The following is a 25,942-nucleotide window of genomic DNA, read 5'->3' as shown; positions in this document are numbered from 1 at the left end:
AGCACAAAAGACAGGCTTCCTTCAAGCAGGCGTAAAGCAGGTCCTGAGGCGCGGCCGGAGTTTTTATTCCTGTTCCAGGTTGCTAAAGATTGAGCTGGCTCTCTTCATCAGAGTGCCGGAAGAAATGCTGGAAAAATATATGTCTTTATCAGTAACAATGCAGGATTTATAACCCCCGGAAGCGGGATCTTTATCTTGAAGTTTGGCCGCCTTTAAAAATTCCCTGTTAACCGTGGACCGGCCGGTTGTGCTCAAGTTAAGAATGACGATAATGTCCTTACATGGAACATCCATCTCATTACCTATGTGCAGGTACATACAAAACCTCCTTCCCTTTTAGAAATTATTGTCTTATTTATCCTGCCACTAACTTTCTTTCTCCTGATAATTGCCAGATGGTGGCTTGCTCCAGGAGACTGGCCGGCAGTCTGGTCAACTCTGTTGTCGTTAAAAAGATTTGGCCGGCGGTGGCCAAGAGTTCCAGCAGGGCCTGCTGGCGTTTGCTGTCCAGCTCGGAAAAAACGTCATCCAGAAGCAAAATGGGCCTCTTACCTATGACCTGCATAAAAATCCTGGCTTCAGCAATTTTAAGGGCCAGTACCGCCGACCTCTGCTGTCCCTGGGAAGCAAAGAAACGCGCTTCATGATCACCAACAAAAAAAGAGAAATCGTCCCGGTGGGGTCCCCAGAGGCTTAAGCCCGCCTGAATCTCCTTCTCCTGTCCGGCAGTTATTTTTGCCAGCCAGTCATCATAATCGCCGACGCTGGGCCGGTAGATAAGGGTTAGCTGTTCCCTGGCACCCATACTCCGGTAAATGGCTGCTGCCAGTGGTTCCAGGGACTGGATAAAGGCCCGTCTTCTCTGGATAATGGCCGCTCCGGTAGATACTAGCTGGATATTCCAGGGTTCAAGATCCTGGTCTTTTCCCCGGCCGGCCTTGATCTCCCGCAGTAAACGGTTGCGCTGTAAAAGGAGGCGGCGATAAGACTGGAGGTTATGGCAATAAAGCCGGTCAAGGATGCTTATCTCCCGGTCCAGGAACTGGCGCCGGTAGACAGGTGCACCTTTTAAAAGGAGCAGGTCCTCGGGTCCAAAATATATAACCGGCAAAATTCCTAGCAGATCAACTAAGCGGTGGTTCTGACCGTTAATTGTTAACTCTTTGTGATTGTGCTGGTAAATAATAGCAAGCTCCACGTTTTCCTGGCTGGAATTACAGCAACCTTTTATCTGAAAAGAGCTTTCTCCCCAGGTTACCAGGTGCTGGTCCTGCTGCTGGCGTAAAGAGCGGGCAAAGCTTAAATAACCAATAGCTTCCAAAAGATTGGTCTTACCGACCCCATTTGGACCCTGGATAATATTCAGGCCCGGCTGGCAGTGCCAGGTCAACTCGCGGTAACAGCGAAAATTAGTCAACTGGAGCTGCCGTAAGCTTAAAGCTGGCACCCTTGACCTCCACCTCATCGCCAGGCTCTAAAGTATGGCTGCGGCGTTTCTCAACCTGCCCGTTAACCCGTACCAGGCCGCCGGCGATCATCGCTTTAGCCTGGCCGCCGGTTGCTGCTATACCAGCCCATTTTAAAAACTGGTCCAGCCGGATAGTTGGAGTAGTAATAGGTACGTTTTTACTGGGCATAATTACCCCCTTTAGACACCCGGCGAATTGTTTTCCGGTGTGGTATTGATCCTTACCGGCAGAATAAGGCAGAAATAATTATCTTCACCATCCGGTTTCACAACTACCGGTTTTAAAGGTGCCGATAGCTCCAGGATAACCTCTTCCGTGTCTATTATACGCAGCGTTTCCAGTAAATAACGGCCGTTCAAGGCCAGGGTTAAAGGCTCACCTTCAATCTGGGCCGCCAGTTCCTCCTCCAGGTGGCCAACTTCAGCAGCCTCGCTGGTAATCTTTAAAGTTTCATCAACCTGCAAAAAGATGATATAGGAACGGGATTTTATTTCATCCCTGGCCAGCAGGGTAGCGCGTTCTGTTGTTTCCAGTAGATCCCTGGTAGCCACCTTTACTTTGGTAACGTAAGATTGAGGGATAACCTGGCGGTAATGGGGGAATTTGCCATCAAGCAGGCGCGCATACATCTTTAAGTTTTCATAGCGGGCAAAAATCTGGCTGGAGCCAACAGTTATCTGTACCTGACCTTCTTCACCTGGCAGCAGGCGGGCCAGCTCATTTAAGGAGCGGCTACCAATAAGAGCGTTTACCGGTTCGCTACTGGTAACTCCAGCCAGAGGGCCTCGGTAGACGGCCAGGCGGTGGGTATCGGTAGCTACCAGGTTAAATTGTGTCCCATCCGGTTTTATTTCCAGTAATATACCACTAAAGATACTACGCAAATCATCACTGCTTGTAGCTATACTTACCTTGCGGACAGCATCTTTGATAATGTTTAAATCAACTTCCAAGGAAATATTGCCCTCAATGTCTGGCAGGGAAGGAAACTGGCTGGGATCAAAGCTGTTTAAGTGGACCCTGGACTGCATATAAGTTATCTCTACAGTATTATCCGGCAGGGCCTGTAATGAAAGGTTAGTAGGTGGTAAACGCCGCACCATTTCTGTAAAAATGCGGGCCGGCAGCAGAAGTTCGCCGGGGGTTAAAACTTCTACCGGGAAACTGTAAATAATGCCTAAATCGAGATCAGTTCCCTGTAACGTTAGCATATTTTCTTCAGCCTGGAATAAAATACCTGTAAGGGCTGGTAAAGTAGTAGTCGTGGCTACAGCACGGTGAACTTTTTGAACGGCTTGTAGAAGCTGGGGTTGGGAACAGGAAATATGCATGAGAGGCTTCCTCCATCATCATCATCATCATCTAACTAAAGATGATAGTAGCCGTAGTAATAGGGCCTGTGGAAATGTTGATAGCAATCGCTAATGCAGGCAGGATTGGAGTTTTGCTTTGTGGATTACTGGTTTCTAATTTCCTGCATAAGCTGGGATATTATCTGAGACAGGGATGGATCGCTTTTTAAATCATCGCGTATCTTGGTATAGGCGTGGAGGACTGTTGTATGGTCCCTGCCGCCGAAGGCTTCACCGATTTGGGGCAATGAAGCATCGATCATTTCCCTGGCAAGGTACATGGCTATTTGCCGGGGAAAGGCTACCGCACGGTTCCGCTTTTTGGCCTTTAAATCTTCCGGCTTCAGGTTGAAATAGCGGGCCACCACTTCCTGGATAAGGTTAATGGTAATAGGCTTCGGACGGGCCAGATTTAAAGCATCCTTAAGAAGCTTTTCGGCCATCTCAATGGTAACTTCTTCTTTAGTAAAGGCAGCATAGGCTGCCACCCGGAGTAAAGCTCCTTCCAGTTCCCGGATGTTAGAATCTATTTTTTGGGCCATAAAAAACATGACGTCATCCGGAATACTAATATTTTCAGCAGCTGCTTTCTTTCTTAAGATGGCCATCCTGGTTTCCAGATCGGGCGGCTGGATATCGGTAATAAGCCCCCATTCAAAACGCGACCGCAAGCGATCTTCCAAGGTAGGTATTTCTTTTGGAGGCCGGTCGCTGGAAATTACTATCTGTTTGTTGGCTTCATACAGGTGATTGAAGGTATGGAAAAATTCAACCTGGGTACTTTCCTTTTTTGCTAGAAACTGGATATCATCAATAAGGAGAACATCGATGTTACGGTATTTAGCTCGGAATTCTTCCGTCTGCTCATCGCGAATGGCGTTAATCAGGTCGTTGGTAAACCTTTCCGAAGAGATGTACAGGACCCGAAAATTGGGCAAGTGCTGGCGTACGTGATGGCCGATAGCTTGCATGAGGTGGGTTTTCCCTAAGCCAACGCCGCCGTAAATGAATAAAGGATTATAAGAATGAGCCGGGGTTTCGGCTACTGCCAGGCAGGCCGCATGGGCGAAGCGATTGCTGTTGCCAACAACGAAGGTATCGAAAGTGTACTTAGGGTTAAGCCGAGGCAGGTCGTCATCTCCTGACTCGGAGGTAACCGTGGCCCGGTCTCCAGCCGGTGAAAAGCAAATGACCTGGATATTAATTGGTTCCCGGCCCAGTACTTTCTGCAGAGCATCCTGTACCAAAGGATAAAAACGGCTCTGGATATAATCGCGGGCAAATTCGTTGGCTGCAGCCAGAACCAATGTGTTACCCTGCATAGTTACCGGCCGGGCATCAAAAAACCAGGCTTCTAGGGCGGAGAAACTAATTTTTTTTTCCAAGATGGACAATACCTGTTGCCAGGCTAGATCGAGTTGATTGGGTGGCAAAAAAGAGACCTCCCTGGGGAAGATGTTAATAAATACTGTTGTATATAACATGAAAAGTGGGGATAAGTGATGGGAATAAAAGCAATCATGCAATCTTATCTTAACAGCTTTGGGTATAACTATCAACAGGCAACAAAAATTCCTTTTCCTTGACAGATGGAAAAAGACTCAGCTATAATTTGAATGATACGGCTGGAAAAAGATAAAAGATAAATTTGGTAGGAGGGAAAAACAAGTTTGAAACGGACTTATCAACCCAAAAGGAGACGCCATAAAAGGGTTCATGGCTTTTTAAAGAGAATGCGCACTAAGGCCGGGCGGGAAATTATCAAACGGCGGCGCCGGAAAGGTCGTAAACGCCTGTCTGCTTAAGGCAGGCTTATCCCTTTATCCTGGGGGCAGGATGTTGTTAACTGCAGGGCGGCGTATTGTCAAGGCAAGGGATTTTCACCGAGTTTACCGTCAAGGACGCAAAATAAGCGGTAAAATATTAAAAATGTATTACGCGCCCAATATCTGTGGTCAGACCCGTTTTGGTTTTTCCATTTCCAAAAAAGTAGGCAAAGCTGTAAAGCGTAATTTATTAAAACGCCGCCTGCGAGAAATTTGTCGCAAACATTTAACTTCTTTCCAGCCGGGTTTGGATGTAGTGCTGGTAGCCAGGGAAAATGCAGTGCAAAGTAGCTATAATGAATTGGAGCAAGAAGTATTAAATTTGGGACGCTGGGGGAAAATTTTAGTTAAAAAGGAAAGCAGTGGCCTGGGTGATTAAAAAAAGTATTGTGTTCTTGATACGTTTATACCAGATATTTATATCTCCTTTCCTGGGAAAAAATTGCCGTTTTTATCCCAGTTGTTCCCAGTATACCTTGGAAGCAATCACCAGATATGGAGTGCTGCGGGGAAGTTTCCTGGCCTTCAAAAGGTTGGCACGCTGTCACCCGTGGCACCCTGGAGGTTATGACCCGCTTCGTTAAAGCCAATGTGGAGGTGAAGGCTGCCTTTTCCTAAAAAAGAGGGAAGGCAGTGGGGCTACTTGAGTATATTAATTGATTTCCTGTCACAATCAATACAATTTTTATATAATATTACCCGGACGTTAGGTATACCCAATTACGGTCTGGCTATAATTTTATTTACCATTCTCGTTAAGGTAATCCTTTTCCCTTTGACCTACAGGCAACTGCGTTCTATGAGACGGTTGCAGGAACTTCAACCCAAGATCCAGGAATTGCAAAAAAAGTATAAAGGTAACCCGCAGAAGGCCCAGCAGGCAATGATGGAATTATACCAGAAGGAGGGCGTTAATCCCCTGGGGGGATGTCTGCCTTTGCTGGTGCAAATGCCCATTCTTTTTGCTTTATTCAGTGCCCTGCGTACCTTCTTTGATCCTGTTCATCATCCGGCCTATGTAGAACTGGCTCACGCCAACTTTTTATGGATAAGCAATCTGGGACAACCGGATCCCTATATTTTACCTATTTTAGTCGCCTTGGGCACCTTTTTCCAGCAAAAGGTAAGTATGGTAAGCAGCAATCAGGACCAGACCCAGAGAACAATGCTTATTGTCATGCCACTACTAATAGGCTGGATGAGCCGGAATTTTCCAGCCGGCCTCTCTCTCTACTGGGTAACTTTTAGTTTAATGGGCATTTTAGAACAATGGTTAATACGCCGGCAACCGCAGCTGGTGAAGGAGGAAATCAGCGCCAAATGAAGGAGATTGAAACCAGCGGCAAGACTGTTGAGGAAGCCATTGAGGCAGCGCTGAGAAGTTTAGGGGCCAAAAGGGAAGAAGTTGAAATTTATATTTTAGAAGAAGGCAGTAAAGGTTTTTTAGGTTTGCTGGGTTCACGCCAGGCCCGGGTAAAAGTTGTTCTGCCTGATAGCCCGGAAAAGGTGATTAATGACTTTTTAACGCGGGTCTTGAAAGCCATGAACATTGAAGCAGACATCGAAATCCGGCAGCGGGAAGGATACTTTTTTGTCAGTTTTCATGGTAAAGAGCTGGGTATCTTAATCGGCCGACGGGGCGATAACCTGGATGCCCTGCAGTATCTATGCAACCTGGCTGTAAATCGGGTATTAAAAAATAAAGTTAAGATTATCTTGGATGTAGAAGGTTATCGCAAACGACGGGAGCAAACATTAATCAATCTTGCCCGCCGCTTGTCGGCGCGGGTAAAAGCAACCGGGAAAAGGATTGTCCTTGAACCCATGAATCCCCAGGAGCGGCGCGTCATCCATACCGCACTGCAAAACGATAATGAGATCTTGACCTTTAGCGAAGGGCAGGAACCGAACCGCAAAATTGTTATTGCCTTGCGCCAATAAGTTTTTTGCGTTAAAATAGAATCACTTAGGTATTTATCTGTGGCCCAGTGATACCATAAGTATTACTGGGTCTTATTATGTGGGGAGGAAAGGAATGCTGGCCGACACCATAGCCGCAGTAGCAACCCCGCCGGGTGAAGGCGGCATCGGTATTGTACGCCTGAGCGGCAGCGATGCTGTTGCCATCGCCAGTAAAATATTTAAAACCCGCCAGGGACCGCATTTTTCTGCCAGTCGCAGCCATACCCTGCGGCTGGGAGTGATTATCGATCCCGAAACAGGGGAAACCATTGATGAGGTACTGGCATGCATAATGCGAGCCCCCCACAGTTATACAGCCGAAGATGTAGTGGAAATTAACTGCCATGGTGGTGCCCTGGCAGTAGCCAGAGTTTTACAACTTGCTTTACGCCATGGAGCCAGGCTGGCCGAGCCGGGAGAGTTTACGCGGCGTGCCTTTTTAAACGGCCGTCTCGACCTGGCCCAGGCTGAGGCTGTGCTAGATGTAATTCGCGCCAGGAGCAGCCAGGGACTCTCTGCTGCCATAAGCCAGCTAGAGGGCAAACTGTCACAAAAAATAACGGTGATAAACGATTCCCTTACCGGTGTACTGGCAGCAATTGAAGCCAGCCTGGATTTTACCGAAGAAGTCGGCGAGGTAAGTGCCAGCGAGCTGGAGAAATTGAAACATGCCCGGGAAGAGGTATTAAAACTCTTGGCCACCTGGGAAGAAGGTCGTCTCCTTAATGAGGGCCTGAAAATAGCCATTGTTGGCCGGCCCAATGTCGGCAAGTCCAGCCTTTTAAATGCCTTATTGCGGCAGGAAAGGGCTATTGTCAGTCAGATCCCGGGTACCACCAGAGATACCATAGAAGAAACTTTACTCCTGGGCGGCTTTGCCTGCCGGCTTATCGATACGGCGGGCTTGCGGGAAACTGCCGACACGCTGGAGAGTATCGGTGTGGCGCGGACAAGGCAGGCTGTCAAGGAGGCCGACCTGGTCCTGATGGTCGTCGATCTAAGTACCGGTATCTTGGCTGAAGATAAGCGCATTCTGGAGGAAGTTACAGGTAAAAATGTAATTATTGTCGGTAATAAAGTTGACCTGATAGGTGAAAAAGAGAACGGGCTGAAAACTTTTGCCGCCAGTTACCCCTGGGTGACTATTTCTGCCAGGGAAGGTAAAGGATTGGATGAACTGGCCAGAAAGATAAGGGAGGTCGTTCTCAGCGGTAAGGTGGCAAGGACGGGGGAAGAGCCCATCCTTACCCGGGCCCGCCACCGCGACGCCCTGGAAAAATGCCTGGAGCACCTTAACGCTGCCATAGCCGCCTGGGAGAATGGTATACCCGGCGATTTAATCGCCGTTGACCTCTGGGCGGCCCGCGATTTCCTGGGTGAAATCACAGGAGCCACAGCTCGGGAGGATCTCCTGGACCGGATTTTTAGCGACTTCTGTATTGGTAAATAGATGGCAAGACCCTTATACCGCAAACGCGGTACTATCAAAAGAATGAAAATAAATATACTGGCATTTGTTTGGCGCGAGCTAAAACAATGCCAGCAAGGAGCGAAGTTATTTTCATAGTAGAAATTAAGAAGAAAGAAGGTGAAAAGGATGTACAACGCCGGAGATTACGATGTCATTGTCATTGGCGCCGGTCATGCCGGCTGTGAAGCCGCCCTGGCAACGGCAAAGCTTGGCTGCCGTACCCTGGTGCTGACCATCAGCCTGGATAATATTGCCATGATGCCCTGCAACCCTTCGGTAGGGGGGCCAGCCAAGGGTCACCTGGTACGGGAGATTGACGCTCTGGGCGGCGTCATGGGCTTAAATACCGACCGCAGTCGCATCCAGATCCGCCGTCTCAACGGCGGTAAGGGACCGGCAGTCAGGGCCCTGCGGGCCCAGGCAGATAAAAAGCTTTACCAGCAACTGATGACCCTTAACCTGGAAAGGCAAGAGAATCTCGAAGTTAAGCAGGGTGAAGTCACACGTCTAGTGGTGGAAAATGGCCGTGTCAAAGGTGTCTTGACCAGGACAGGAGCTTTCTTTACCTGTTCTGCTGTTGTTTTAACTACCGGCACTTATCTAAGGGGACGGATAATTATTGGCGATGTTGCCTATTCCGGCGGTCCTAACGGCCAGTTCCCGGCCATTGAACTGGCAGCGAGTTTAAAAGACCTGGGTCTCACCATGGGCCGCTTTAAGACCGGTACACCACCCAGGATCAGCAGCCGTTCCATTAACTGGGACAAGTTGATTGAGCAACCCGGTGACAGGGAGCCCTTAAATTTCTCTTTCTGGGAGGACAACAGCCACCGGCCCAATGTCTCCTGCTGGTTAACCCATACCAATGAGACAACCCATCGGATTATACGGGATAACCTGGACCGAGCGCCGCTGTTTAGCGGAATGATAGAAGGTAAAGGACCGCGCTATTGCCCGTCAATAGAAGACAAAGTGGTACGTTTTGCCGACAAACCGGCGCACCAGATCTTCCTGGAGCCAGAAGGGCTAGGAACGGAGGAGTGGTACGTCCAGGGTCTGTCCACCAGCCTGCCGGAAGACGTCCAGCTGGCCGCCCTGCACAGTATACCGGGGCTTGAAAAAGCAGAATTGATGCGGCCGGGTTATGCCATTGAGTATGATTACCTGGACCCGACCCAGCTCAAGGCAACGCTGGAATGCAAGACTATAAGTGGTTTATTCACTGCCGGACAGATCAACGGTACCTCGGGTTATGAAGAAGCCGCAGCTCAGGGGCTAGTAGCGGGAATAAATGCTGCTCGTCTGGTAAAGGGAAAAGAGCCGTTTATTCTAAGGCGCGATCAGGCCTATATCGGTGTCCTTATCGATGACCTGGTAACCAGGGGTGTGACCGAACCCTACCGCATGCTTACGGCGAGGGCCGAACACCGCTTGCTGCTGCGAGAAGATAACGCCGACCTGCGCCTTGCTGCCCTGGGTTATGAAATAGGGCTTCTGGATGAAGAAAGGTACAGGAAGCTCCAGGCCAAAGAAAAAGCCATCAAAGCAGGAATAGAACTTTTACAAAAGCAGCATGTTGGTAGTAACAATGAAAACATCCAGGAAATACTCCACCGCCGCCGGGAGACGCCGCTGAAGGGAACAGCCAGCCTGGCCGATCTCCTGAAAAGGCCTGGAATAAAATATCAAGATCTAGCAGAAGCCGGCCTGGCGCCAGACCTTCCAAATGACATTGCCGGGGAAATCGAAATGATTCTCAAGTACGAAGGCTATATTGCCAAGGAAAAAGCCCAGGTAGAGCGGATGTTAAAACTGGAGGGACGGCGTTTACCAGATAATCTTAATTACCGGGAAATCCGTGGCTTATCCCGGGAGAGTATCGATCACCTGGAAAGGGTAAGACCACGTTCCCTGGGACAGGCCCTGCGTATACCAGGCGTCACACCGGCAGATATCAGTATCTTGCTAGTCTATCTAGAACAAAAAAGGCGTGAAGGTGTAAATACCTGTGCTGGATAAAAATAAAATCATAAACAACTTAAGTCAAAATACGGGCATAGATATAACGGTTGAACAAGCTGCTGCCATAAAAGCTTATATCGATCTCCTTGTAGAATCTAATCAACAGATGAACCTAACGGCTATTGTTGAGGAGGAAGAAATCTGGCGGAAACACATCCTGGATTCCCTCCTCATTTTTTGTGCCTTGGCAATTCCGACAGGTGCCAGGGTTATCGACGTTGGTACCGGCGCGGGAATACCCGGCTTTATTCTAAAAATATACCGGCCGGACCTGCAGCTTACACTTCTGGAAGCCCAACAAAAAAAGGTTAAATTCCTGGAAAAGGTAGTAAACAAGTTAGAATTAAAAGGAGTTGAATGCCTGTGGAGTCGGGCCGAAGAGGTAGGTCAAAATAAAAATTACCGGGAAAAATATAACCTGGCCGTAGCCAGGGCTGTAGCGCCTTTAAATACCCTGGCGGAATACTGCCTGCCACTGGTAAAGGTAGAAGGTTTTATGGTAGCCTATAAAGGACCGGCTGGGGAGCAAGAATTAAAGGCGGCCGCAGGGGCGATAAACCTCCTAGGAGGTGGTGCGACAAAAATATGGCAGCGTAAGCTTCCAGGGGGGGAAGAAAAACGCCTTCTTGTTATAATCAAAAAGGAAAAGGTCACTCCGCCAGCTTACCCGCGCCGCCCTGGACTGCCCGCCAAACGGCCCCTTAAGTGAAGGAAAATAAACAGGGTCGGCAGGAACCCTAACAAACATGCCGAAATAAAGAAAAAAAGTCAAGGGAGAGGTCAATCCCATGGGCAAGGTTATGGCCATTGCCAATCAAAAGGGAGGGGTTGGTAAAACTACCACAGCCGTCAATTTAAGTGCCTTTTTAGCCCAGGCAGGAAAGCAAGTGCTCCTGGTAGATATTGATCCCCAGGGTAACGCCACCAGCGGTCTGGGTGTTGATCGCCTGCACATCGAGCACTGTATCTATGATGTTATTATTAACAGCGTGCCTATAGCAGGAATCATTATTTCTACAGGAGTACCCCATCTCGACCTGGTGCCGGCAACCATTGAACTGGCAGGTGCTGAAGTTGAACTGGTGACAGCAATTGCCAGGGAGCAGAAATTAAAGAAAGCATTGCAGGACGTCAAAGATAAATATGACTACATAATTATCGACTGCCCGCCATCCCTGGGTTTGCTCACCATCAATGCTCTGACGGCCGCCGAAGGCGTCTTAATACCAATCCAGTGTGAATATTATGCCCTGGAGGGGCTGGGCCAGCTGATGAACACCATCCAGCTGGTTACCCGTCACTTAAACCCCCGCTTGAAAGTAGAAGGGGTTGTTTTGACCATGTTTGATCCACGGACCAATTTATCAATGCAGGTAGTTGATGAAGTAAAAAACCACTTCCCCGAAAAAGTCTTCAAAAGCATTATCCCACGTAATGTGCGGCTAAGTGAAGCGCCAAGCTACGGCCAGCCGATAAGTCTTTATGATCCTCGTTCCCGCGGGGCCGAAGCCTATAAAGAACTGGCCCTGGAGGTGATGAACAATGGTTAAAAGAGGCCTGGGCCGGGGCCTGGAAGCTTTATTGCCTGCAATCGAAGAAAACGAAGTTCTGACCGGAGAAGTAACCCGGGTAGCAGTGGACCGGATTGTCGCCGGGCGACACCAGCCAAGGCGCGATTTTGATGCCACAAAGTTAGAGGAACTGGCACAGTCAATTAAAAGTCACGGCGTTATCCAGCCCATTGTTGTTAAGCCTATTGGAGATGAACGTTATGAACTCATTGCCGGTGAACGCCGCCTGCGGGCCTGTAAAATCGCCGGGTTAAGGGAAATACCAGCAATCATCAAAGACCTGGATGCCAGGGAAACAGCCGAAATAGCTTTGATAGAGAATTTACAGCGAGAAGATCTGAATCCTATGGAAGAAGCTGAAGCTTACCAGGCGCTAATAAACGAACATAATCTTACCCAGGAAGAAATAGCCCGTCGCGTAGGCAAAAGCCGACCGGTAATCGCCAATGCCCTGCGCCTGTTCCAGTTGCCGGAGGAAATCCAGGAAATGCTCCGGAAGAGTGAAATATCAACAGGTCATGCCAGGATAATACTGAGCTTGAAGGATAGAGAACAACAGTTAATGCTGGCAAGAAAAATCAAAGAAGAGGGGCTGGCGGTAAGGGAGACAGAAATAATTGCTAAAAAGTTGCAAGCTTCAATTGATCAACCTACAAAAAAGGAGCGCAAGAACGAAAAGGTTGATTTAGAAGTCAAGCAGCTAGAAGATAGACTACAACACATTTTAAGCACAAAGGTTAAGCTATCTCACGGGAAAAATAAAGGTAAAATAGAAATATATTATTTTGGAACTGAGGACTTAGAAAGAATTATAGCCGTATTAACCAGGAATAATGTTTCACGTGAAACATTTTAAAGTTTGCGCTCGGGCGTCTGCTGGAAAAAAGGGTGACCCGGTCTCAGGTGGAGTTTAAGAGTGGGGGCATGGTCGAGGACGAGAATGTCCGGAGCCGGCCTATGAGGCAAAGATAAGGAGGATGAAGAGATGACAACATACTGGCAAGCGAAAGGAAAGACTAATACAGAAGGTACAATTAAACTGGCCCTGGAACGCGCCAGGCAGCTGGGGCTAAAGGATGTTGTCGTTGCCTCGGCAACGGGCTACAGCGCCTTACTGTGCCTGGGAAATAATGATTTAAATATCGTTTGTGTAACCCACCAGGCCGGTTTTAAAAAACCGGGGGAAATAGAGATGGATGCGGCCACGCGCCGGCGCCTTGAGGAGGGGGGGATTAAAGTTCTGACCACCACCCACCTGATGGCCGGCCTTGACCGTGCCGTGCGTTTCGCCTTCCAGGGTATTTATCCAGCTGAAATTATTGCCAATACCCTGCGCCTCTTCGGCCAGGGCACCAAGGTGGCTGTCGAGGTTGCCGGCATGGCCCTGGATGCCGCCCTCATACCAGCAGGGGTGGATGTCATTGCCCTGGGCGGGAGCAGCGAAGGTGTAGATACGGCCCTGGTTTTACGTCCGGCCCATTCCCAGGACTTTTTCGCTACTAAAATTAAAGAGATAATTTGCAAACCAAGGGAGTTTTAAAGCAAAAGGTACCGAACGTAACCTGAAATCGGGGTGAAGAACTTGTGGGGTACGTGGGTTAATGTCCTGGCCATCCTGGCCGGTTCCCTTCTGGGAACCCTAATTGGCCGGCGTCTTTTTCAGCGCTTGCTGACAACAGTTACCCAGGCCACCGGCCTGGGTATATTGCTGGTTGGGTTGACCATGGCCATCCAGAGCCAAAATATCGTCCTGGTGATTGTCAGCCTGGTAGCCGGTGGCATTAGCGGAGAACTTTTGGATATTGAAGGGCGCCTGGCCGGACTAGGGAAGCGCCTTGAATCACTCCTTTCCCGCGGCGGCAGGGGGGAGATTACCCGAGCCTTTGTAAGCGCCAGCCTTCTCTACTGTGTCGGTGCCATGGCCATTATAGGTTCCATGGATGCAGGTTTACGCGCTAATTACAATACCCTCTATGCCAAAGCTTTACTGGACGGCATCCTGGCCGCTAGCATGAGCACCACCATGGGCTGGGGAGTAGCCCTGTCGTCCCTCCCGGTGCTTGTTTATCAGGGCAGTTTGACCCTGATGGCAACCTGGATGCAAAATTATCTAACCCCGGCTGTAGTGACCGAAATTACGGCCAGCGGTGGTCTGCTGATTATTGCCATTGCCCTAGACGTTTTAAAGATAAAAGAAATTCATGTAGGCAATCTTTTACCGGCTATTTTCTTTGCGGCCATCCTGTCACTATGGTGGCACTAAAAAAACAAACCCCTTGTCCTGTGGCTGCAGGCAAGGGGTTTGTTCAGGTCACCACATCTTTACAGCACGGGCGGCAGCCAGGGCGGCGGCGTAGACTTCCTTCACCGGCACGCCTGCGGCCAGGGCGGCCCGGCGGCAGGATTCATATTCCGGGGCTACGTTAGTGATTGCCCGGCCTTCAGGATCTTTGTAGCGACCCCACTTGACGGTTACCGGGCCGTAAGGCGTTAGCACCTCTGTTTGCTGCCGCTGGCAGACCAGGCGCTGGTCGCGGCGGAAGCGCAGGCCCAGGGTGCTGGAATGGCGGAAAATAGCTGCCGCCACTGCAGCAAGGTTGGTTTCCGGGCAGAGGGCTGTAAAGAGGACGCCGGGCCGGCCCTTTTTCATTTGCACCGGGGTAAAGTAGGCATCAACTGCTCCGGCAGCCAGGACCTGTTCCTGGAGGGCGGGGAAAAACTCGGGGTTCATGTCATCAATGGTCGTCTCAATGACCAGGCTGCTCTCGTCTCCCTCCAGCTGAGTTGAGGTGATTTCTCCCAGGGCCAGGCGCAGGAGATTGGGATGCGCTAAAGACGTCTTTCCGGCGCCAAAGCCGACGCTGATCAAATTCATTGCCGGGAAAGGACCGAAAGTTTCGGCCAGGGTGGTGATGAGGGCTGCACCGGTGGGGGTTACCAGCTCAGCTTTATCTTCGGTGCCGTAAACAGGATAACCCCGGAGCAGGTAAAGGGTGGCCGGTGCCGGTACCGGCAGTTTGCCGTGATGGCATTCGATCCATCCGGAGCCCAGGGGCAGGGGCGAGGATATAATCCGCTCAATACCCAGGAGGTGCAGACCCAGGACGGTGCCTACAATATCGATAATGGCATCGACGGCTCCAACTTCATGGAAGTGTACTTTTTCCGGACTGATGCCGTGAACCTGGCCCTCAGCCCGGGCTAGGTTATGGAAAACGGCTGTTGCTTTTTCCCGCACCGGCAGGGGCAGCGGGCTGTTGTCGATTAGCTCCAGGATATCTTTCAGGTGGCGGTGAGGGTGGCGACCGGTCACCTGCACAGCTACATCTATGGCCGCAATACCATGCTGGCTGGTCTCCCTGATCTTTAATTCCCATCCGTCCAGGGCAAGCTCTTTTAACCGCTCTACCAGTTCATCCTTGGGAAGGCCATTGGCCAGCAGGGCCCCCAGGCACATATCACCGCTGATACCGGAAAAGCAATCAAAGTAGGCAACTTTCATCTTTCTCACCCTGCTCTAATGTTTGTGCCTTACTACCCGTTCCTCCGGGCTAAGAACAGCATTCATGCTGCCGCTGCGGAAGCCTTCTAAATCCAGGGTGATATAGGTAAACCCAAGTTCGTGGAGACGGTTAACCAGCTTTTCCCTGACATTAGCATCAATGAGGAGGGCAAAGGCAGTTGGGTTTACTTCCAGGCGGGCAATGGCACCGTGGTGACGTACCCGGATTTCTCTTAGACCCAGCTGGCGTAAGAATGCTTCGGCAGCAGCTACTTGTTCCAGTTTTTCCGGCGTAATGGCCTGGCCGTAGGGGATACGGGATGAAAGGCAGGCCATTGAAGGCTTATCCCAGTTGGGCAGGTTTAAATGCCTGGCCAGCTGGCGGATCTCCTCTTTGGTCAGTCCTACTTCCTGCAGGGGGCTGCGGACACCGAATTCCCTGGCCGCCCGGCTGCCAGGACGAAAATCGCCGCTATCATCGGCATTGGCGCCATCAACGATTACTTTCAGGCCGTATTCCCGGGCCAGTTCTTGCAGTTTAGCAAAAAGTTCCTTTTTGCAATGATAACAACGTTCCGGCGGGTTAGCAGTAAAGGCGGAATCTTCCATTTCGTTGGTATTTATTACCAAATGCTGAAGCCCAAGTTCCTGCGCCAGCCGGGTAGCGGCGTCTATTTCCACCTGGGGATAAGTGGGCGAAGCGGCCGTAACTGCCAGGACTCTGGCCGGCGTCATACTGGCTACCTTGAGTAAAAGGCTACTGTCGACACCGCCGGAATAAGCCACAAGGACGGCTTCCATGTCCGTTAAATTTTTTTGTAGGAGTTCCAGTTTGGCAGCTAAAGCATCAGGTAACATTGAAATCACCACGCTTTAAATTTTTTAAGATCAAATTTTTCTCCATGGGCCGAGAGAAATCCTGCTGGCTTAATCTTTTTCAGTGCTGAAAAAAATTGCCGGTTTACTAAATTTAGGCGCGCAAATGAAATACGCGCAGGAAAATGGCATTTCATGTGGAAATAAATCTTTTGCTGTAATTTAGTAGGGAGGATTTAACTTTGGCGGTACTGACTTCTTTATTGGCACCCTATAATATCCCTATCCTCCTGGGGCTGGCCCTCCTGCAACTTTTTATTATCTTTTTTCTCTGGTATAACCATGCTGAGGTTAGGCGCCTGGAGGGACGCATCAAGCGTTTGATTGAAACCGGCGAAGGCCACGACCTGACCGCCGTTCTGGAGCGCTTCCACGACGTGGGGCAGATAAAGAAGGCCCTTGACCAGGTGCAGGAAAAGGTAGCCGACCTTCAGGTGGGTTTGGAGAAAAGTTTTAGCCGCATAGGTTTGATCCGCTTTAATGCCTTTCCAGATACGGGTAGTGATTTGAGTTTTGCCCTGGCACTCCTTAACCGGGAAGCCAATGGTTTTATCCTCACCAGTCTTTATGCCCGGGACGAGACCCGTGTCTTTATTAAACCCGTTCACAGCGGGCGTTCTACTTACCGCTTGAGCGAAGAGGAAGAAAAGGCCCTGGCCATGGCCCTGGGCCTGCTATCCCCGGGAGAGGCAGCCAGTTAGGGGGAACTGGGTTTGCAGGGTATCCGGCGTGATCGTTATTTTACGCTGATGCTTGTCCCGGAAGGGCGGAGAATTTATCGCTTTTTTCTCCCGGCGTGGTTTTTCCAGGTCGCAGTCGTACTGGCCATATTGCTTATCATAGCCTTAATTGCAGCTATAGGAGCAGTATACCACCTGCAAAAAAGGGTTGCCGAGCTTAGAGCTGTTGACCAGATCAACGCCAGGCAGGCCGCTCAGATTCTGCAGCTGGAGGAACAGGCCAGGGCTTTGCAGGAAAAGATTCAGGGCATCGACGAACTGGACGCCCGGGTAAGATCCTTGCTTGGCCTGGGCCAGGGTGGCGGGGAGCGCCCCGGCGTAGCTTCCCGGGGCGGTCGTTTAAGACCAGGAGAACAGGAACAAACTTTAAAGCAGGTACGTTTAATCCTTAGCAGCGTCGCCCGGGACACTCCTCGCCAGGAGGTTAAAATAAAAGAACTGGCCCGGGAAATGGAGCAGCACCTGGCTTACCTGGCAGCACTGCCCTCTCACTGGCCGGTACGAGGGCCGGTTTCTTCCCCCTTTGGCTACCGGGATTCCCCCTTTGGCCGGCGAGAAGAATTTCATGACGGTATTGATATTGCCGCTGCCTATGGCGCGGAGGTTCAGGCTGCCGGCAACGGTCGGGTAGTTTTCGCGGGCTGGATGCCAATTTACGGACGTACTATTGTTATTGATCACGGCTATGGTTTAACCAGTATGTATGGTCATAATTCTGAACTCTTAGTTAAAATAGGGGAACAGGTAGCGAGGGGCCAGCCTATTGCCAGGGTGGGCAGCAGCGGCCGCAGTACTGGTCCCCACCTGCACTTTCAAGTGAAACTGAATGACCAGCTACAGGATCCCTTAAAATATCTTACAGGAGGAGAGGGTGCCGGAAGTGCTGGGGAGAAAGAATGACAATGTTGCGGCAACGGTAGACACGGTCATTGGTAAGGGAGCTAAAATAACCGGGAAACTGGTGGCGGAAGGAGCCGTCCGCATCGACGGCGATTTTGAAGGTGAGGTAAGTACCGAGGGTGACCTGGTGGTCGGGGAAAGCGGCCAGGTGGTAGCCACGGTCAGGGCGCGTAACCTGCTGGTGGTAGGAACCATCAAAGGTGATGTGGCCGCCACAGGGCAACTGGAAATTGCCCCGACGGGTAAAGTAGAGGGCGACGTCCAGACGGCGCGGCTAATTGTCGAACCCGGCGGTTTGCTCCAGGGCCACTGCCAGATGCCAGTACCGGCGGATGCCTAGCCTGGAATGAGCTTATCCAGGGTAGGTATGGCCGGCCCCCCTGGAATTGCTGTGCCTCCGGCCAGGAGAATACATAGTCACATATAAATAAGGGAAAAGCTATTACTACTTCTTTTTCCGGGGGTTATAACCGCATGCTCTTTAAAAACCGCCACGATGCCGGTTGCCGGCTGGCCAGGGCCTTGCAGGACTACCGGGGCCGGCAACCCCTGGTGCTGGCTATACCCAGGGGCGGGGTGGTAGTCGCTGCGCCCATGGTCGCGGCCCTGGCAGGAGAACTGGATTTGATTATTTCCCGCAAAGTGGGCTTGCCGGGCAGTCCAGAACTGGCCGTAGCCGCTGTGGCGCCAGATGGTACAGTTTTATATAACGAATCCGTTATGCGTTCTTTAAACCTGGTACCGGCCGATCTTAAATCCTTCATCGAGGGTGAAGTGGCGGAAATCAAACGGCGGCTGGAGGTTTACCGGGGTCACGCCGGTGAACCGGAAATCACAGGAAGAGTTGTTATTGTAGTAGATGACGGGGTCGCCACCGGCCTGACTACCGAGGCGGCCCTGCGGTCGGTTAAGCAGGCCAATCCCGCCAGGCTGGTCCTGGCCGTGCCGGTGGCCCCGCCGGAGACTGCGGAACGCCTGCGGTCTTTAGTAGACGATTTAATCTGCCTGGCAACTCCGGTACCCTTTTACGCCGTTGGCCAGTTCTATGAAGATTTCAGCCAGGTTTCCGACGATGAGGTAAAAAATATTTTAAAGAAATACAAACGTACTTTTTAATTCTACTGCAGGCCCCGGGCAACGGCAATATTGCGATGCTTGTAAACCAGGCACACGCCTTGGTAAATGGAGCTGGCAATTTGCTGGGCCATGCGCATGACAATGGACAGGCGGGTATTCTGGAGGACAAAATATTCCATGTAGCCGCCGACGTTGACGATGCCCGTAAAGTGAATGTCTCCCACAGCAGGGAGATTTTTATTGACCCCGGCGCCTGGTTTTAAAGCCCCCGGGGCCAGGGTAATAGCACCGACATTTTCCGCCTGTCCCAGGCAGGCATCAACGGCGATGATTATGGGATCAGGATGGTTGGTCTTAATATAGGCCAGTTTCTCCGTCAGGTTGCTGGCATGAACTGGTTCATCCAGGGTTCCGTATACGGCAAAGGGTAAATTGGGCATATGCAAAAGATTGGTACCCACCAGAGGGCCCAGGCAGTCACCCGTTGAACGATCAGTTCCGATGCAAACGACGACAAGAGGTTGTTTGCCCTCGGGATTAAGTTCCTGCAGGTGACTGGCCAGAATCTGGCTTAATTTTTCCACCGCCAGGGGGTCCTGGTAGTAATATTTAATTTTCGCAGGCGGCATTGCCTCAGGCTGATTAGAGGTGAAAAAAGGTAATAGAGCCATACCTTACCTCCTGAGAAACCTTGTGCCTAGAGTATATGCCGGTTTCTGCTTTTTTATACTATTAGACGCCCCTCCCGGCATATTAATGTACAAAGGTTGCGGGAAGGGTGGTCGTGATCCTTAAGGATGAACTGGCAGTAGCTATAGCTGTCGTGGGAACTATGGTCGGCGCCGGTTTTGCTTCCGGCCAGGAACTGGTCCAGTTTTTCGTGATGCTGGGGTCGGAGGCCCCGGCGGCCGTAATGTTAATGGGGACGCTATTAATCCTGGCTGCCAGCCAAGTACGCCGCCTGGCGTTGAAATGGCGTACTAATTCTTACCGAGATTTCCTGGTAGTGCTCCTCGGAAAATGGGAAAAACCGGCTGATATGGTCACTGGTGCCTTTCTGTTCGGCGGTCTGGCTATTATGCTGGCCGGGTCCGGGGCCGTAGTCAAAGAGCATTTTGGCCTCGCACCCCTCACCGGAATCATCGCCTGTGGCGTCCTGGCTTTCCTGGCCAGCTTGGGCAAGGGCCACGGTTTCTTGCTTTTAAATGCCCTTATGGTACCGGTTATGATGGTAATTATAATTGTAGCCGCTTTAATTGCCGTTTTCTCCCAGCCGGGGCCATTCCATGTTTCCCCACCTGCATCACCAGGGGGGCTCATCAGCAGTAACTGGATCCTCAACGCTTGCCTTTACGTTACATATAATATGGCAGGAGTTGCGGTTTTACTAACCTCTCTGCCGGCTTCCCGCAAGGGGGTCCTGGGGGCGGGCGTGGGCGGGCTTTTTTTAGGAGGCCTGGCGTACTTACTGGTGAAAGCCCTAAGAGGCTTGAGTCCTGCGGGCCTGCAGGCAGAACTGCCCTTGTTGTACCTGGTGTCCGGCCTGCAACCCGGGCTGGTTCACCTTTATGCCCTGGCCCTCTGGTTGGCAGTAGTGACGACGGCGGCGAGTAATCTTTACGGACTGGCGACAAGGTTGGGTCAAATTCCCGCCCTTCCAACCTGGCGAGCAGCGTTGCTAATGCTTATCCTTGCTTTACCGGTGGCCACCTGTGGTTTTATCAACCTGGTGAGCTGGATTTACCCTTTTTTCGGTTACATAGGCCTGTTTTTGCTGCTCCTTGCCTTGGTATGTCGTCTGTAAAATTCAGGACAGGCAGGATTTTAGCTTTTGTTTGTAGAAAAAATCTCTAAAAACCCCTGGAGGGAGTGAATGATTATGAAGGCAGACCACCCAGGAAACTGGAGCTGGGGGTGGTCGCGCACAGTACTGGTATTATTGCTACTGGTGCTAGCTGTGCTTAACAGTGGTTGTTTCAACAAACCCAAACCTGCTATCCAGGATTTGCCCGGCAAAACTGCCAAAGGAAGACGTCCATTATTAGTTGATAGAGAATTGAGCCAGGTTTTGGTGTATTACCTGACCCAGGATGGTTCTTATCTGGTACCAGTTACGATTACCTTTACCCCCACTCGCGAAGTAGCTAAAGTAGCGGTGGAAAAACTCCTCGCCGGTCCCCAGGTGGATGGTTTAAAAGAAGTAATGCCCGATGGCGTAAAGCTACGGGATATTTATATTTTAGATGACCAGCAGACGGTATATGTAGATTTAACAAAAGAATTTTTGCAGATGGAGGATAATGGACAGGCAGAAAGGGCTATTAAAGCCCTGGTTTTAACTTTGACCAGTCTGGATAATGCTCGCTACGTGCAGGTTCTGATCGAGGGGCAGACTGTACCGGAGGTTGGCGGGGTAAAGCTTGATACACCTCTTGCTCGGCCGGCAACAATTAACAGCCTCTTAAAAAAAGATAACCAGCAGGGCGTTCAGGTCTATTTTAATGATGCCAGCGCCAGATTTCTGGTGCCGGTTACAGTGGCGCTGCCGCCCGGAGCTGCGGGAAACGATCTGCCCCGGGCGGCTGTGCTGGCCCTGCTGGCAGGGCCGCCGCCGGACAGCAACCTGGTACGGACCATCTGGCCCGGGACCAGGCTCCTGGATCTGAAGATTGAGCACGGGTTGGCCACTGTAAATTTCAGTCGCGAAGTAACAGGCTATGGCGGGGGTACGTCGGCCGAAACAGCCCTCCTTGATTCCCTCCTTTTTACCTTAACCCAGTTCCCGGAGATTGACAGGGTGCAGCTGTTGATTGAGGGGCAGAAACGTGAATATTTACCCGAGGGCTCAGCTATTGACAAACCCCTGTCCCGGCCGGAGCAGTTAAATTTTCTTAAATACTAGTGGAGATTGATGGGGATACGCCGCTGCCGCTGGTTTTCCGCCTTGGGCAGGCGGACCTCCAGGATACCGTTTTTATAAGTCGCCGTCGCTTTTTCCGGTTCTACCTTGGCCGGCAGGCTGACGGTCCGGGCAAAGGTACCGTAAAAGCGCTCGGCGCGGTGATAATCCTGTTCCCCTGTTTCTTCGCTGCGGCGAATTTCACCCCGAATGGCAAGGGTATCCTCGGTGGCGGTGATTTCTACATCGTCCCTGGAAGTCAGGCCCGGTAATTCTACTGTGGCTACCACTTCCCTTTCGGTCTGGTAAATGTCAAAGCGGGGGCCGATTTCCCAGAAGCCGGGCATGAAGTTACGGAACAAGGCCTCGCGGATATCGGCCAGTTCGCGCCAGGGGCGCCATGGACCAATACTCATGGAAAAACCTCCTTTGGCAAGTCTTCTTAAGCTATATTTTCTAACCAGCAGCCGGAGTTTATAACCCGGCGTGGGAAAGTGGGAAAACTTTATGCGGAACTGGTACGCTGTACCGGTTCCACATTTTTAGCTTATGGTTATAATAACCTTAGTTTGTTTTTGTAAGAGCGCAGTTTTCTTACATTGCGTTTGGAGGATTGCAGCAAGTAACCATGGAACAGCCCCAAAGCCTTTTGCGGCAATTACCGGCAGTAGACCAGATCCTGCGGCACCCGCTGCTCCGTGAATTATCCCAAACGGACCATAACCTGGTGGTTGCCTGTACTCGCCAGGTCCTGACCAGCTGGCGGGAGAGAGTACTGACCGCAGGAATTGAGCCGCCTGGTCTGGAAGAATTGGCGCGGGAAATAAAGAAAAGGTACGAAGCCAGCAGCCGTAGCAGCTTGCGGGCGGTCATTAATGCTACCGGGGTGGTTTTACACACCAACCTGGGCCGAGCTGTTTTAAGCCAAGCGGCAGCGGAAGCAGCCCTGATGGCGGCCCGGCGCTATACCAATCTGGAATTTAACTTGGAGTCGGGACAACGTGGTAATCGTTATGAACATGTGGCCGGTTTGCTCAAGGAGTTGACCGGTGCCGAAGCAGCCCTGGTGGTTAACAACAACGCTGCTGCCGTATATTTAAGCCTGGCCGCCCTGGCTGCCGGCAAGGAGACCATTATTTCCCGGGGTCAGCTGGTGGAAATCGGCGGTTCCTTCCGGGTACCGGATGTTATGGCCCAGAGCGGTACCAGGCTGGTGGAAGTAGGTACTACCAATAAAACCTACCTGCAGGACTATGAAGCGGCCATGGGACCGGATACAGCTCTGCTTCTCAAGGTTCACCCCAGTAATTATCGCATCCAGGGTTTTACCCATGAAGTGACTACGGCCGAACTGGTTGACCTGGGTCGGCGCCGGCAGGTACCCGTCATGGAGGACCTGGGCAGCGGTTTTCTGGTGGACTTGGAGAACTACGGTATTACCGGCGAACCGAATGTTCAGGCCGAAATTAAACAGGGGGTAGACCTCTTAACCTTCAGCGGGGATAAATTGCTGGGCGGGCCCCAGGCCGGGATTATCCTGGGTCGGCGGGAGCTGGTGGCCACTATTGCCCGCCATCCTTTAACTCGCGCCCTGCGGGTTGATAAAATGACTCTGGCTGCCCTTGAGGCAACCTTGCGGGCTTATCGCAACCCGGACCGGGCCGTCCGGGAGATCCCTACCCTGGCTGCCCTGGTAGCCCGGCCGGAGGACTTGCGGCGCCGGGCGGAACAGCTGCAGGCCTTGCTGGCGGAAGTGCTGGGTTCCCGGGCGCGGGTAGGCATAAAAGCAATCACCTCCCAGGCCGGAGGCGGTTCCCTGCCGTTAACCGAACTGCCGTCCTGGGGCGTAACCGTTGCGCCGGCCCAGGTTACGGTAGAAGAACTGGCCAGGCGCCTGCGGCAAATTGAGCCCCCGGTCCTGGTGCGGGTTCAGGAAGATACCTTAATCCTCGACGTCCGCACCCTCCTGCCCGGTGAAAGTGAAGAACTGGCTCGCGCCCTGGTAGAGGCCCTCGATGGGATTAACGACCCCACCGGGGAAACCTGAAAAAGTGGGCCAGAGCTATGCGCTGGAGGGTACAGGCGGAAGGCGACTTGGTTCGAGGCGATAGCAAACTCAGCGAAGCCGAAGAGAGGCGGCGGTGAACGGGAGGGGTATCGTAACGCAGCTTTAGGAACGAGAAGTATCACGCTCCGCCACCCCCGCCGCCGAGCAAGGCTGAGCGTCAAGTTTGCTAGCCGAGAACCACGAGCCAGCTAATAATCGCCTAATTTTGTAGATCCCTTTGGAGGAGCGTATGTTTGGTGGAATATATTATTGTCGGGACAGCCGGTCATGTCGACCACGGCAAGACGGTACTGGTCAAGGCCTTAACCGGCGTTGATACAGACCGGCTCAAAGAAGAAAAGGAACGCGGCATATCCATTGAGCTGGGGTTTGCTCCCCTGACTTTACCCAGCGGGCGCCAGTTAGGCCTGGTGGATGTACCCGGCCATGAACGCTTTATTCGCCAGATGCTGGCCGGTGTCGGCGGTATGGACCTGGTCATGCTGGTGGTGGCGGCCGACGAAGGGGTGATGCCCCAGACCAGGGAACACCTGGCCATTATTGACCTGCTGCAGATCAAGCAGGGTATCATCGTGGTTACGAAAATCGACCTGGTGGATGCCGAGTGGCTGGAACTGGTCCGGGAAGAAGTGCGCCAGGTCGTTCAGGGGACGGTGCTGGCTGAGGCCCCCATCATCCCTGTGTCCGCTCTGACCGGCGAAGGGATACCAGAGCTCCTGGCCCGGCTGGATGCCCTGGCGGCAGCAACGCCAACCCGGCCGGCACAAGGAAGGGTAAGGCTCCCCATCGATCGGGTTTTTTCCATTACCGGTTTTGGCACAGTAGTTACCGGCACCCTCTGGTCGGGAACCATCCGCGTAGGAGACGATCTGGAGGTCCAGCCGGAAGGTATAAAAACTAAGGTCCGCAATCTCCAGGTTCATGGTAAGAATGTTAAAGAAGCCCTGGCCGGCCAGCGAGTAGCCGTAAATTTAGCCGGCATAGAAAAGGAAGCCGTTAGCCGGGGCAGCTCCCTTCTAACTCCAGGCTTTTTACGTCCAACCTATCGCCTGGATGCCAGTTTTAAGCTTCTGGCAGGCGCCCGTACCCTGGCCAACCGCAGCCGCATCCGTTTTTACCTGGGCACGGCCGAGGTTTTAGGGAGAATTATCCTCCTTGATCGAAACGAATTAAAGGGCGGGGAAAAGGCCTTTGTCCAGCTGCTCATGGAGGAGCCGGTGGTGGCTACGCGGGCCGATCGCTTTATCTTGCGCAGCTATTCGCCTATGCAAACCATTGGCGGCGGGCTGATCATTGACCCGGCGCCCCCCCGGCATCGCCGCTTTGAGCCATCCGTCCTGGCTTCCTTAGAGAAACGCCTGGAAGGTTCGCCCCAAGAAATCCTGGCGCAGGTTGTCCAGGAGCACCGGGATGGCCTGGACTGGCAGGAAGCGGCAGCCAGGGCGGCTTTAACGCCGCAAGAAACCAGGAAATTGTTGCATGAAATGGCTGCTGCGGGACAGCTCACCTTGCTTGCTGCTGATAACGACCTGTACGCAGTAAACAATGAGCGCATGACTGCGTGGTGGCAGGCGGCGGTACGGGCCCTGGCTGATTTTCACCGCCAGTATCCCCTGCGCCCCGGCCTGGGGAGGGAAGAATTGCGTTCCCGTTATTTCTCCCACCTGCCGGCGCGGGTTTTTCAAGCCTTGCTGGAACGATGGTCCCAGGAAGGCCGTATTCAGCTGACGGCAAGTAACGTGGCCCTGTCTGATTTTAAGCCCGAGATTAGCCCCCGGCAAAGAGAACTTTTACAGGCCCTGGCAGAGTGTTATCGGTCGGCTCGCTGGCAGCCGCCGGGTTTTAATGAAGTAGCAGCTGCTTATAACCTGGCCCCGGCAGAGCTGGAAGAGCTCCTTCACTACCTGACGCGGGAAGGAGTTTTGGTTAAAATCAACGACGAATTTTACTGGCACCGGGAGGCCTTTGAAGAGGCCGTGGCGGTAGTGAAAAAATTAAGCCTCGCCGGCCCCTTCGGCCTGGCTGAAGTAAGGGACGCCCTGGGCAGCTCCCGCAAATATGTACTGCCCTTTTTAGAGTACCTGGACCGGATAAAACTTACCCGGCGTCAGGGGGACAGGCGAATGGTTATTGCCAATTGACAGTTATTCAAAGGCAGGTTTATAATAAATTCAAATGTGCCTGTCAACGGCAAAAAAATTGGAGGA

29 protein-coding genes are annotated in these 25,942 nt (G+C 51.8%); 20 read left to right on the top strand and 9 right to left on the bottom strand.

All coding sequences use genetic code 11. The annotated features are described in order from the left end of the window. Window positions 1–63: 63 nt before the first annotated feature. From remB to dnaA, 5 genes are all read right to left on the bottom strand, one after another. Complete coding sequence (remB, locus tag E308F_RS03590; RefSeq protein ID WP_141263584.1) at window positions 64–318, bottom strand: extracellular matrix regulator RemB; 255 nt, start codon at window positions 316–318, stop codon at window positions 64–66. 37 nt (window positions 319–355) lie between these two features. After that, on the bottom strand, window positions 356–1,447 hold the full coding sequence (gene recF, locus E308F_RS03585; RefSeq protein ID WP_141263583.1) for a DNA replication/repair protein RecF: 1,092 nt from the start codon (window positions 1,445–1,447) through the stop codon (window positions 356–358). Further along, window positions 1,410–1,637: an RNA-binding S4 domain-containing protein gene (locus E308F_RS03580; RefSeq protein WP_141263582.1), complete on the bottom strand. Its 228-nt coding sequence runs from the start codon at window positions 1,635–1,637 to the stop codon at window positions 1,410–1,412. Before E308F_RS03580 ends, recF begins: the two co-directional genes overlap by 38 nt. Window positions 1,638–1,648: 11 nt before the next feature. Then, window positions 1,649–2,800: a DNA polymerase III subunit beta gene (gene dnaN / locus E308F_RS03575; RefSeq protein WP_141263581.1), complete on the bottom strand. Its 1,152-nt coding sequence runs from the start codon at window positions 2,798–2,800 to the stop codon at window positions 1,649–1,651. A 125-nt stretch (window positions 2,801–2,925) separates the two neighbouring features. After that, window positions 2,926–4,254 carry a chromosomal replication initiator protein DnaA gene (dnaA, locus tag E308F_RS03570; RefSeq protein ID WP_141263580.1) on the bottom strand — a complete coding sequence of 443 codons (1,329 nt, stop codon included), beginning with the start codon at window positions 4,252–4,254 and terminating at the stop codon, window positions 2,926–2,928. A 237-nt stretch (window positions 4,255–4,491) separates the two neighbouring features. Here dnaA and rpmH point away from each other — a divergent pair, with 237 nt between their 5' ends. The 12 genes from rpmH (at window position 4,492) to E308F_RS03510 (ending at window position 13,936) form a co-directional block, all read left to right on the top strand. Continuing rightward, window positions 4,492–4,626: a 50S ribosomal protein L34 gene (gene rpmH / locus E308F_RS03565; protein WP_141263579.1), complete on the top strand. Its 135-nt coding sequence runs from the start codon at window positions 4,492–4,494 to the stop codon at window positions 4,624–4,626. Window positions 4,627–4,657: 31 nt separating this feature from the next. Then, the gene (gene rnpA / locus E308F_RS03560; RefSeq protein WP_141263578.1) at window positions 4,658–5,026 is read left to right on the top strand and encodes a ribonuclease P protein component; all 369 of its coding nucleotides are present in this window, start codon (window positions 4,658–4,660) and stop codon (window positions 5,024–5,026) included. Continuing rightward, window positions 5,010–5,231, top strand: coding sequence for a membrane protein insertion efficiency factor YidD (gene yidD / locus E308F_RS03555; protein WP_373995946.1), 222 nt, complete (start codon window positions 5,010–5,012; stop codon window positions 5,229–5,231). Before rnpA ends, yidD begins: the two co-directional genes overlap by 17 nt. 59 nt (window positions 5,232–5,290) lie before the next feature. Then, complete coding sequence (locus E308F_RS03550; protein WP_141263577.1) at window positions 5,291–5,971, top strand: YidC/Oxa1 family membrane protein insertase; 681 nt, start codon at window positions 5,291–5,293, stop codon at window positions 5,969–5,971. Next, the gene (jag, locus tag E308F_RS03545) at window positions 5,968–6,588 is read left to right on the top strand and encodes an RNA-binding cell elongation regulator Jag/EloR (protein ID WP_141263576.1); all 621 of its coding nucleotides are present in this window, start codon (window positions 5,968–5,970) and stop codon (window positions 6,586–6,588) included. The genes E308F_RS03550 and jag overlap by 4 nt, the downstream gene beginning before the upstream one ends. Before the next feature lie 94 nt (window positions 6,589–6,682). Beyond that, complete coding sequence (gene mnmE / locus E308F_RS03540; RefSeq protein WP_141263575.1) at window positions 6,683–8,059, top strand: tRNA uridine-5-carboxymethylaminomethyl(34) synthesis GTPase MnmE; 1,377 nt, start codon at window positions 6,683–6,685, stop codon at window positions 8,057–8,059. Window positions 8,060–8,206: 147 nt separating this feature from the next. Continuing rightward, complete coding sequence (gene mnmG, locus E308F_RS03535) at window positions 8,207–10,099, top strand: tRNA uridine-5-carboxymethylaminomethyl(34) synthesis enzyme MnmG (RefSeq protein ID WP_141263574.1); 1,893 nt, start codon at window positions 8,207–8,209, stop codon at window positions 10,097–10,099. Then, entirely contained in the window at window positions 10,089–10,811 is a 723-nt protein-coding gene (gene rsmG, locus E308F_RS03530) for a 16S rRNA (guanine(527)-N(7))-methyltransferase RsmG (RefSeq protein ID WP_141263573.1), read from the top strand. The genes mnmG and rsmG overlap by 11 nt, the downstream gene beginning before the upstream one ends. A gap of 79 nt (window positions 10,812–10,890) precedes the next feature. Beyond that, on the top strand, window positions 10,891–11,652 hold the full coding sequence (locus E308F_RS03525) for a ParA family protein (RefSeq protein WP_141263572.1): 762 nt from the start codon (window positions 10,891–10,893) through the stop codon (window positions 11,650–11,652). Next, the gene (locus E308F_RS03520) at window positions 11,645–12,529 is read left to right on the top strand and encodes a ParB/RepB/Spo0J family partition protein (protein ID WP_141263571.1); all 885 of its coding nucleotides are present in this window, start codon (window positions 11,645–11,647) and stop codon (window positions 12,527–12,529) included. Before E308F_RS03525 ends, E308F_RS03520 begins: the two co-directional genes overlap by 8 nt. Window positions 12,530–12,658: 129 nt before the next feature. Then, window positions 12,659–13,213, top strand: coding sequence for a pyruvate kinase alpha/beta domain-containing protein (locus tag E308F_RS03515; protein WP_141263570.1), 555 nt, complete (start codon window positions 12,659–12,661; stop codon window positions 13,211–13,213). Window positions 13,214–13,246: 33 nt separating this feature from the next. Next, window positions 13,247–13,936: a DUF554 domain-containing protein gene (locus tag E308F_RS03510; protein WP_253256425.1), complete on the top strand. Its 690-nt coding sequence runs from the start codon at window positions 13,247–13,249 to the stop codon at window positions 13,934–13,936. Window positions 13,937–13,984: 48 nt separating this feature from the next. On the opposite strand, the gene larC is transcribed toward E308F_RS03510, so the two are convergent. After that, window positions 13,985–15,175 carry a nickel pincer cofactor biosynthesis protein LarC gene (larC, locus tag E308F_RS03505; protein WP_141263568.1) on the bottom strand — a complete coding sequence of 397 codons (1,191 nt, stop codon included), beginning with the start codon at window positions 15,173–15,175 and terminating at the stop codon, window positions 13,985–13,987. Window positions 15,176–15,190: 15 nt separating this feature from the next. Beyond that, a complete protein-coding gene (gene larE, locus E308F_RS03500; protein ID WP_141263567.1) occupies window positions 15,191–16,033 on the bottom strand; it encodes an ATP-dependent sacrificial sulfur transferase LarE in 843 nt (280 codons plus the stop codon). A 200-nt stretch (window positions 16,034–16,233) separates the two neighbouring features. Between larE and E308F_RS03495 the strand changes: the two genes are divergently transcribed. From E308F_RS03495 to E308F_RS03480, 4 genes are all read left to right on the top strand, one after another. Next, window positions 16,234–16,752, top strand: a complete 519-nt coding sequence (locus E308F_RS03495) for a DUF4446 family protein (protein WP_141263566.1) — start codon at window positions 16,234–16,236, stop codon at window positions 16,750–16,752. 12 nt (window positions 16,753–16,764) lie between these two features. Beyond that, entirely contained in the window at window positions 16,765–17,691 is a 927-nt protein-coding gene (locus E308F_RS03490) for a M23 family metallopeptidase (RefSeq protein WP_141263565.1), read from the top strand. Then, window positions 17,663–18,031: a bactofilin family protein gene (locus E308F_RS03485; RefSeq protein WP_172613478.1), complete on the top strand. Its 369-nt coding sequence runs from the start codon at window positions 17,663–17,665 to the stop codon at window positions 18,029–18,031. Before E308F_RS03490 ends, E308F_RS03485 begins: the two co-directional genes overlap by 29 nt. A 134-nt stretch (window positions 18,032–18,165) precedes the next feature. Next, a complete protein-coding gene (locus tag E308F_RS03480) occupies window positions 18,166–18,807 on the top strand; it encodes a phosphoribosyltransferase (protein ID WP_141263563.1) in 642 nt (213 codons plus the stop codon). Window positions 18,808–18,809: 2 nt separating this feature from the next. Here the strand turns inward: E308F_RS03480 and yyaC are convergent, their stop codons facing one another. Further along, the gene (gene yyaC / locus E308F_RS03475) at window positions 18,810–19,439 is read right to left on the bottom strand and encodes a spore protease YyaC (RefSeq protein ID WP_141263562.1); all 630 of its coding nucleotides are present in this window, start codon (window positions 19,437–19,439) and stop codon (window positions 18,810–18,812) included. A 113-nt stretch (window positions 19,440–19,552) separates the two neighbouring features. Between yyaC and E308F_RS03470 the strand changes: the two genes are divergently transcribed. Further along, the gene (locus E308F_RS03470) at window positions 19,553–20,572 is read left to right on the top strand and encodes a YkvI family membrane protein (RefSeq protein ID WP_141263561.1); all 1,020 of its coding nucleotides are present in this window, start codon (window positions 19,553–19,555) and stop codon (window positions 20,570–20,572) included. Between the two features lie 75 nt (window positions 20,573–20,647). Next, complete coding sequence (locus tag E308F_RS03465) at window positions 20,648–21,670, top strand: GerMN domain-containing protein (RefSeq protein ID WP_141263560.1); 1,023 nt, start codon at window positions 20,648–20,650, stop codon at window positions 21,668–21,670. Here the strand turns inward: E308F_RS03465 and E308F_RS03460 are convergent. Further along, window positions 21,667–22,083: an Hsp20/alpha crystallin family protein gene (locus E308F_RS03460; protein WP_141263559.1), complete on the bottom strand. Its 417-nt coding sequence runs from the start codon at window positions 22,081–22,083 to the stop codon at window positions 21,667–21,669. The genes E308F_RS03465 and E308F_RS03460 overlap by 4 nt on opposite strands. A 212-nt stretch (window positions 22,084–22,295) precedes the next feature. On the opposite strand from E308F_RS03460, the gene selA reads away from it, so the two are divergent. Next, the gene (gene selA / locus E308F_RS03455) at window positions 22,296–23,714 is read left to right on the top strand and encodes an L-seryl-tRNA(Sec) selenium transferase (protein WP_141264085.1); all 1,419 of its coding nucleotides are present in this window, start codon (window positions 22,296–22,298) and stop codon (window positions 23,712–23,714) included. Between the two features lie 257 nt (window positions 23,715–23,971). Then, a complete protein-coding gene (gene selB / locus E308F_RS03450) occupies window positions 23,972–25,876 on the top strand; it encodes a selenocysteine-specific translation elongation factor (RefSeq protein WP_141264084.1) in 1,905 nt (634 codons plus the stop codon). Window positions 25,877–25,942 lie beyond the last annotated feature (66 nt).

Source organism: Moorella sp. E308F (assembly GCF_006538365.1).
Taxonomy (GTDB): domain Bacteria; phylum Bacillota; class DSM-521; order Neomoorellales; family Neomoorellaceae; genus Neomoorella.
Note: the sequence above shows the minus strand (reverse complement) of the source record. Positions and strands in the feature narration are given on the sequence as shown.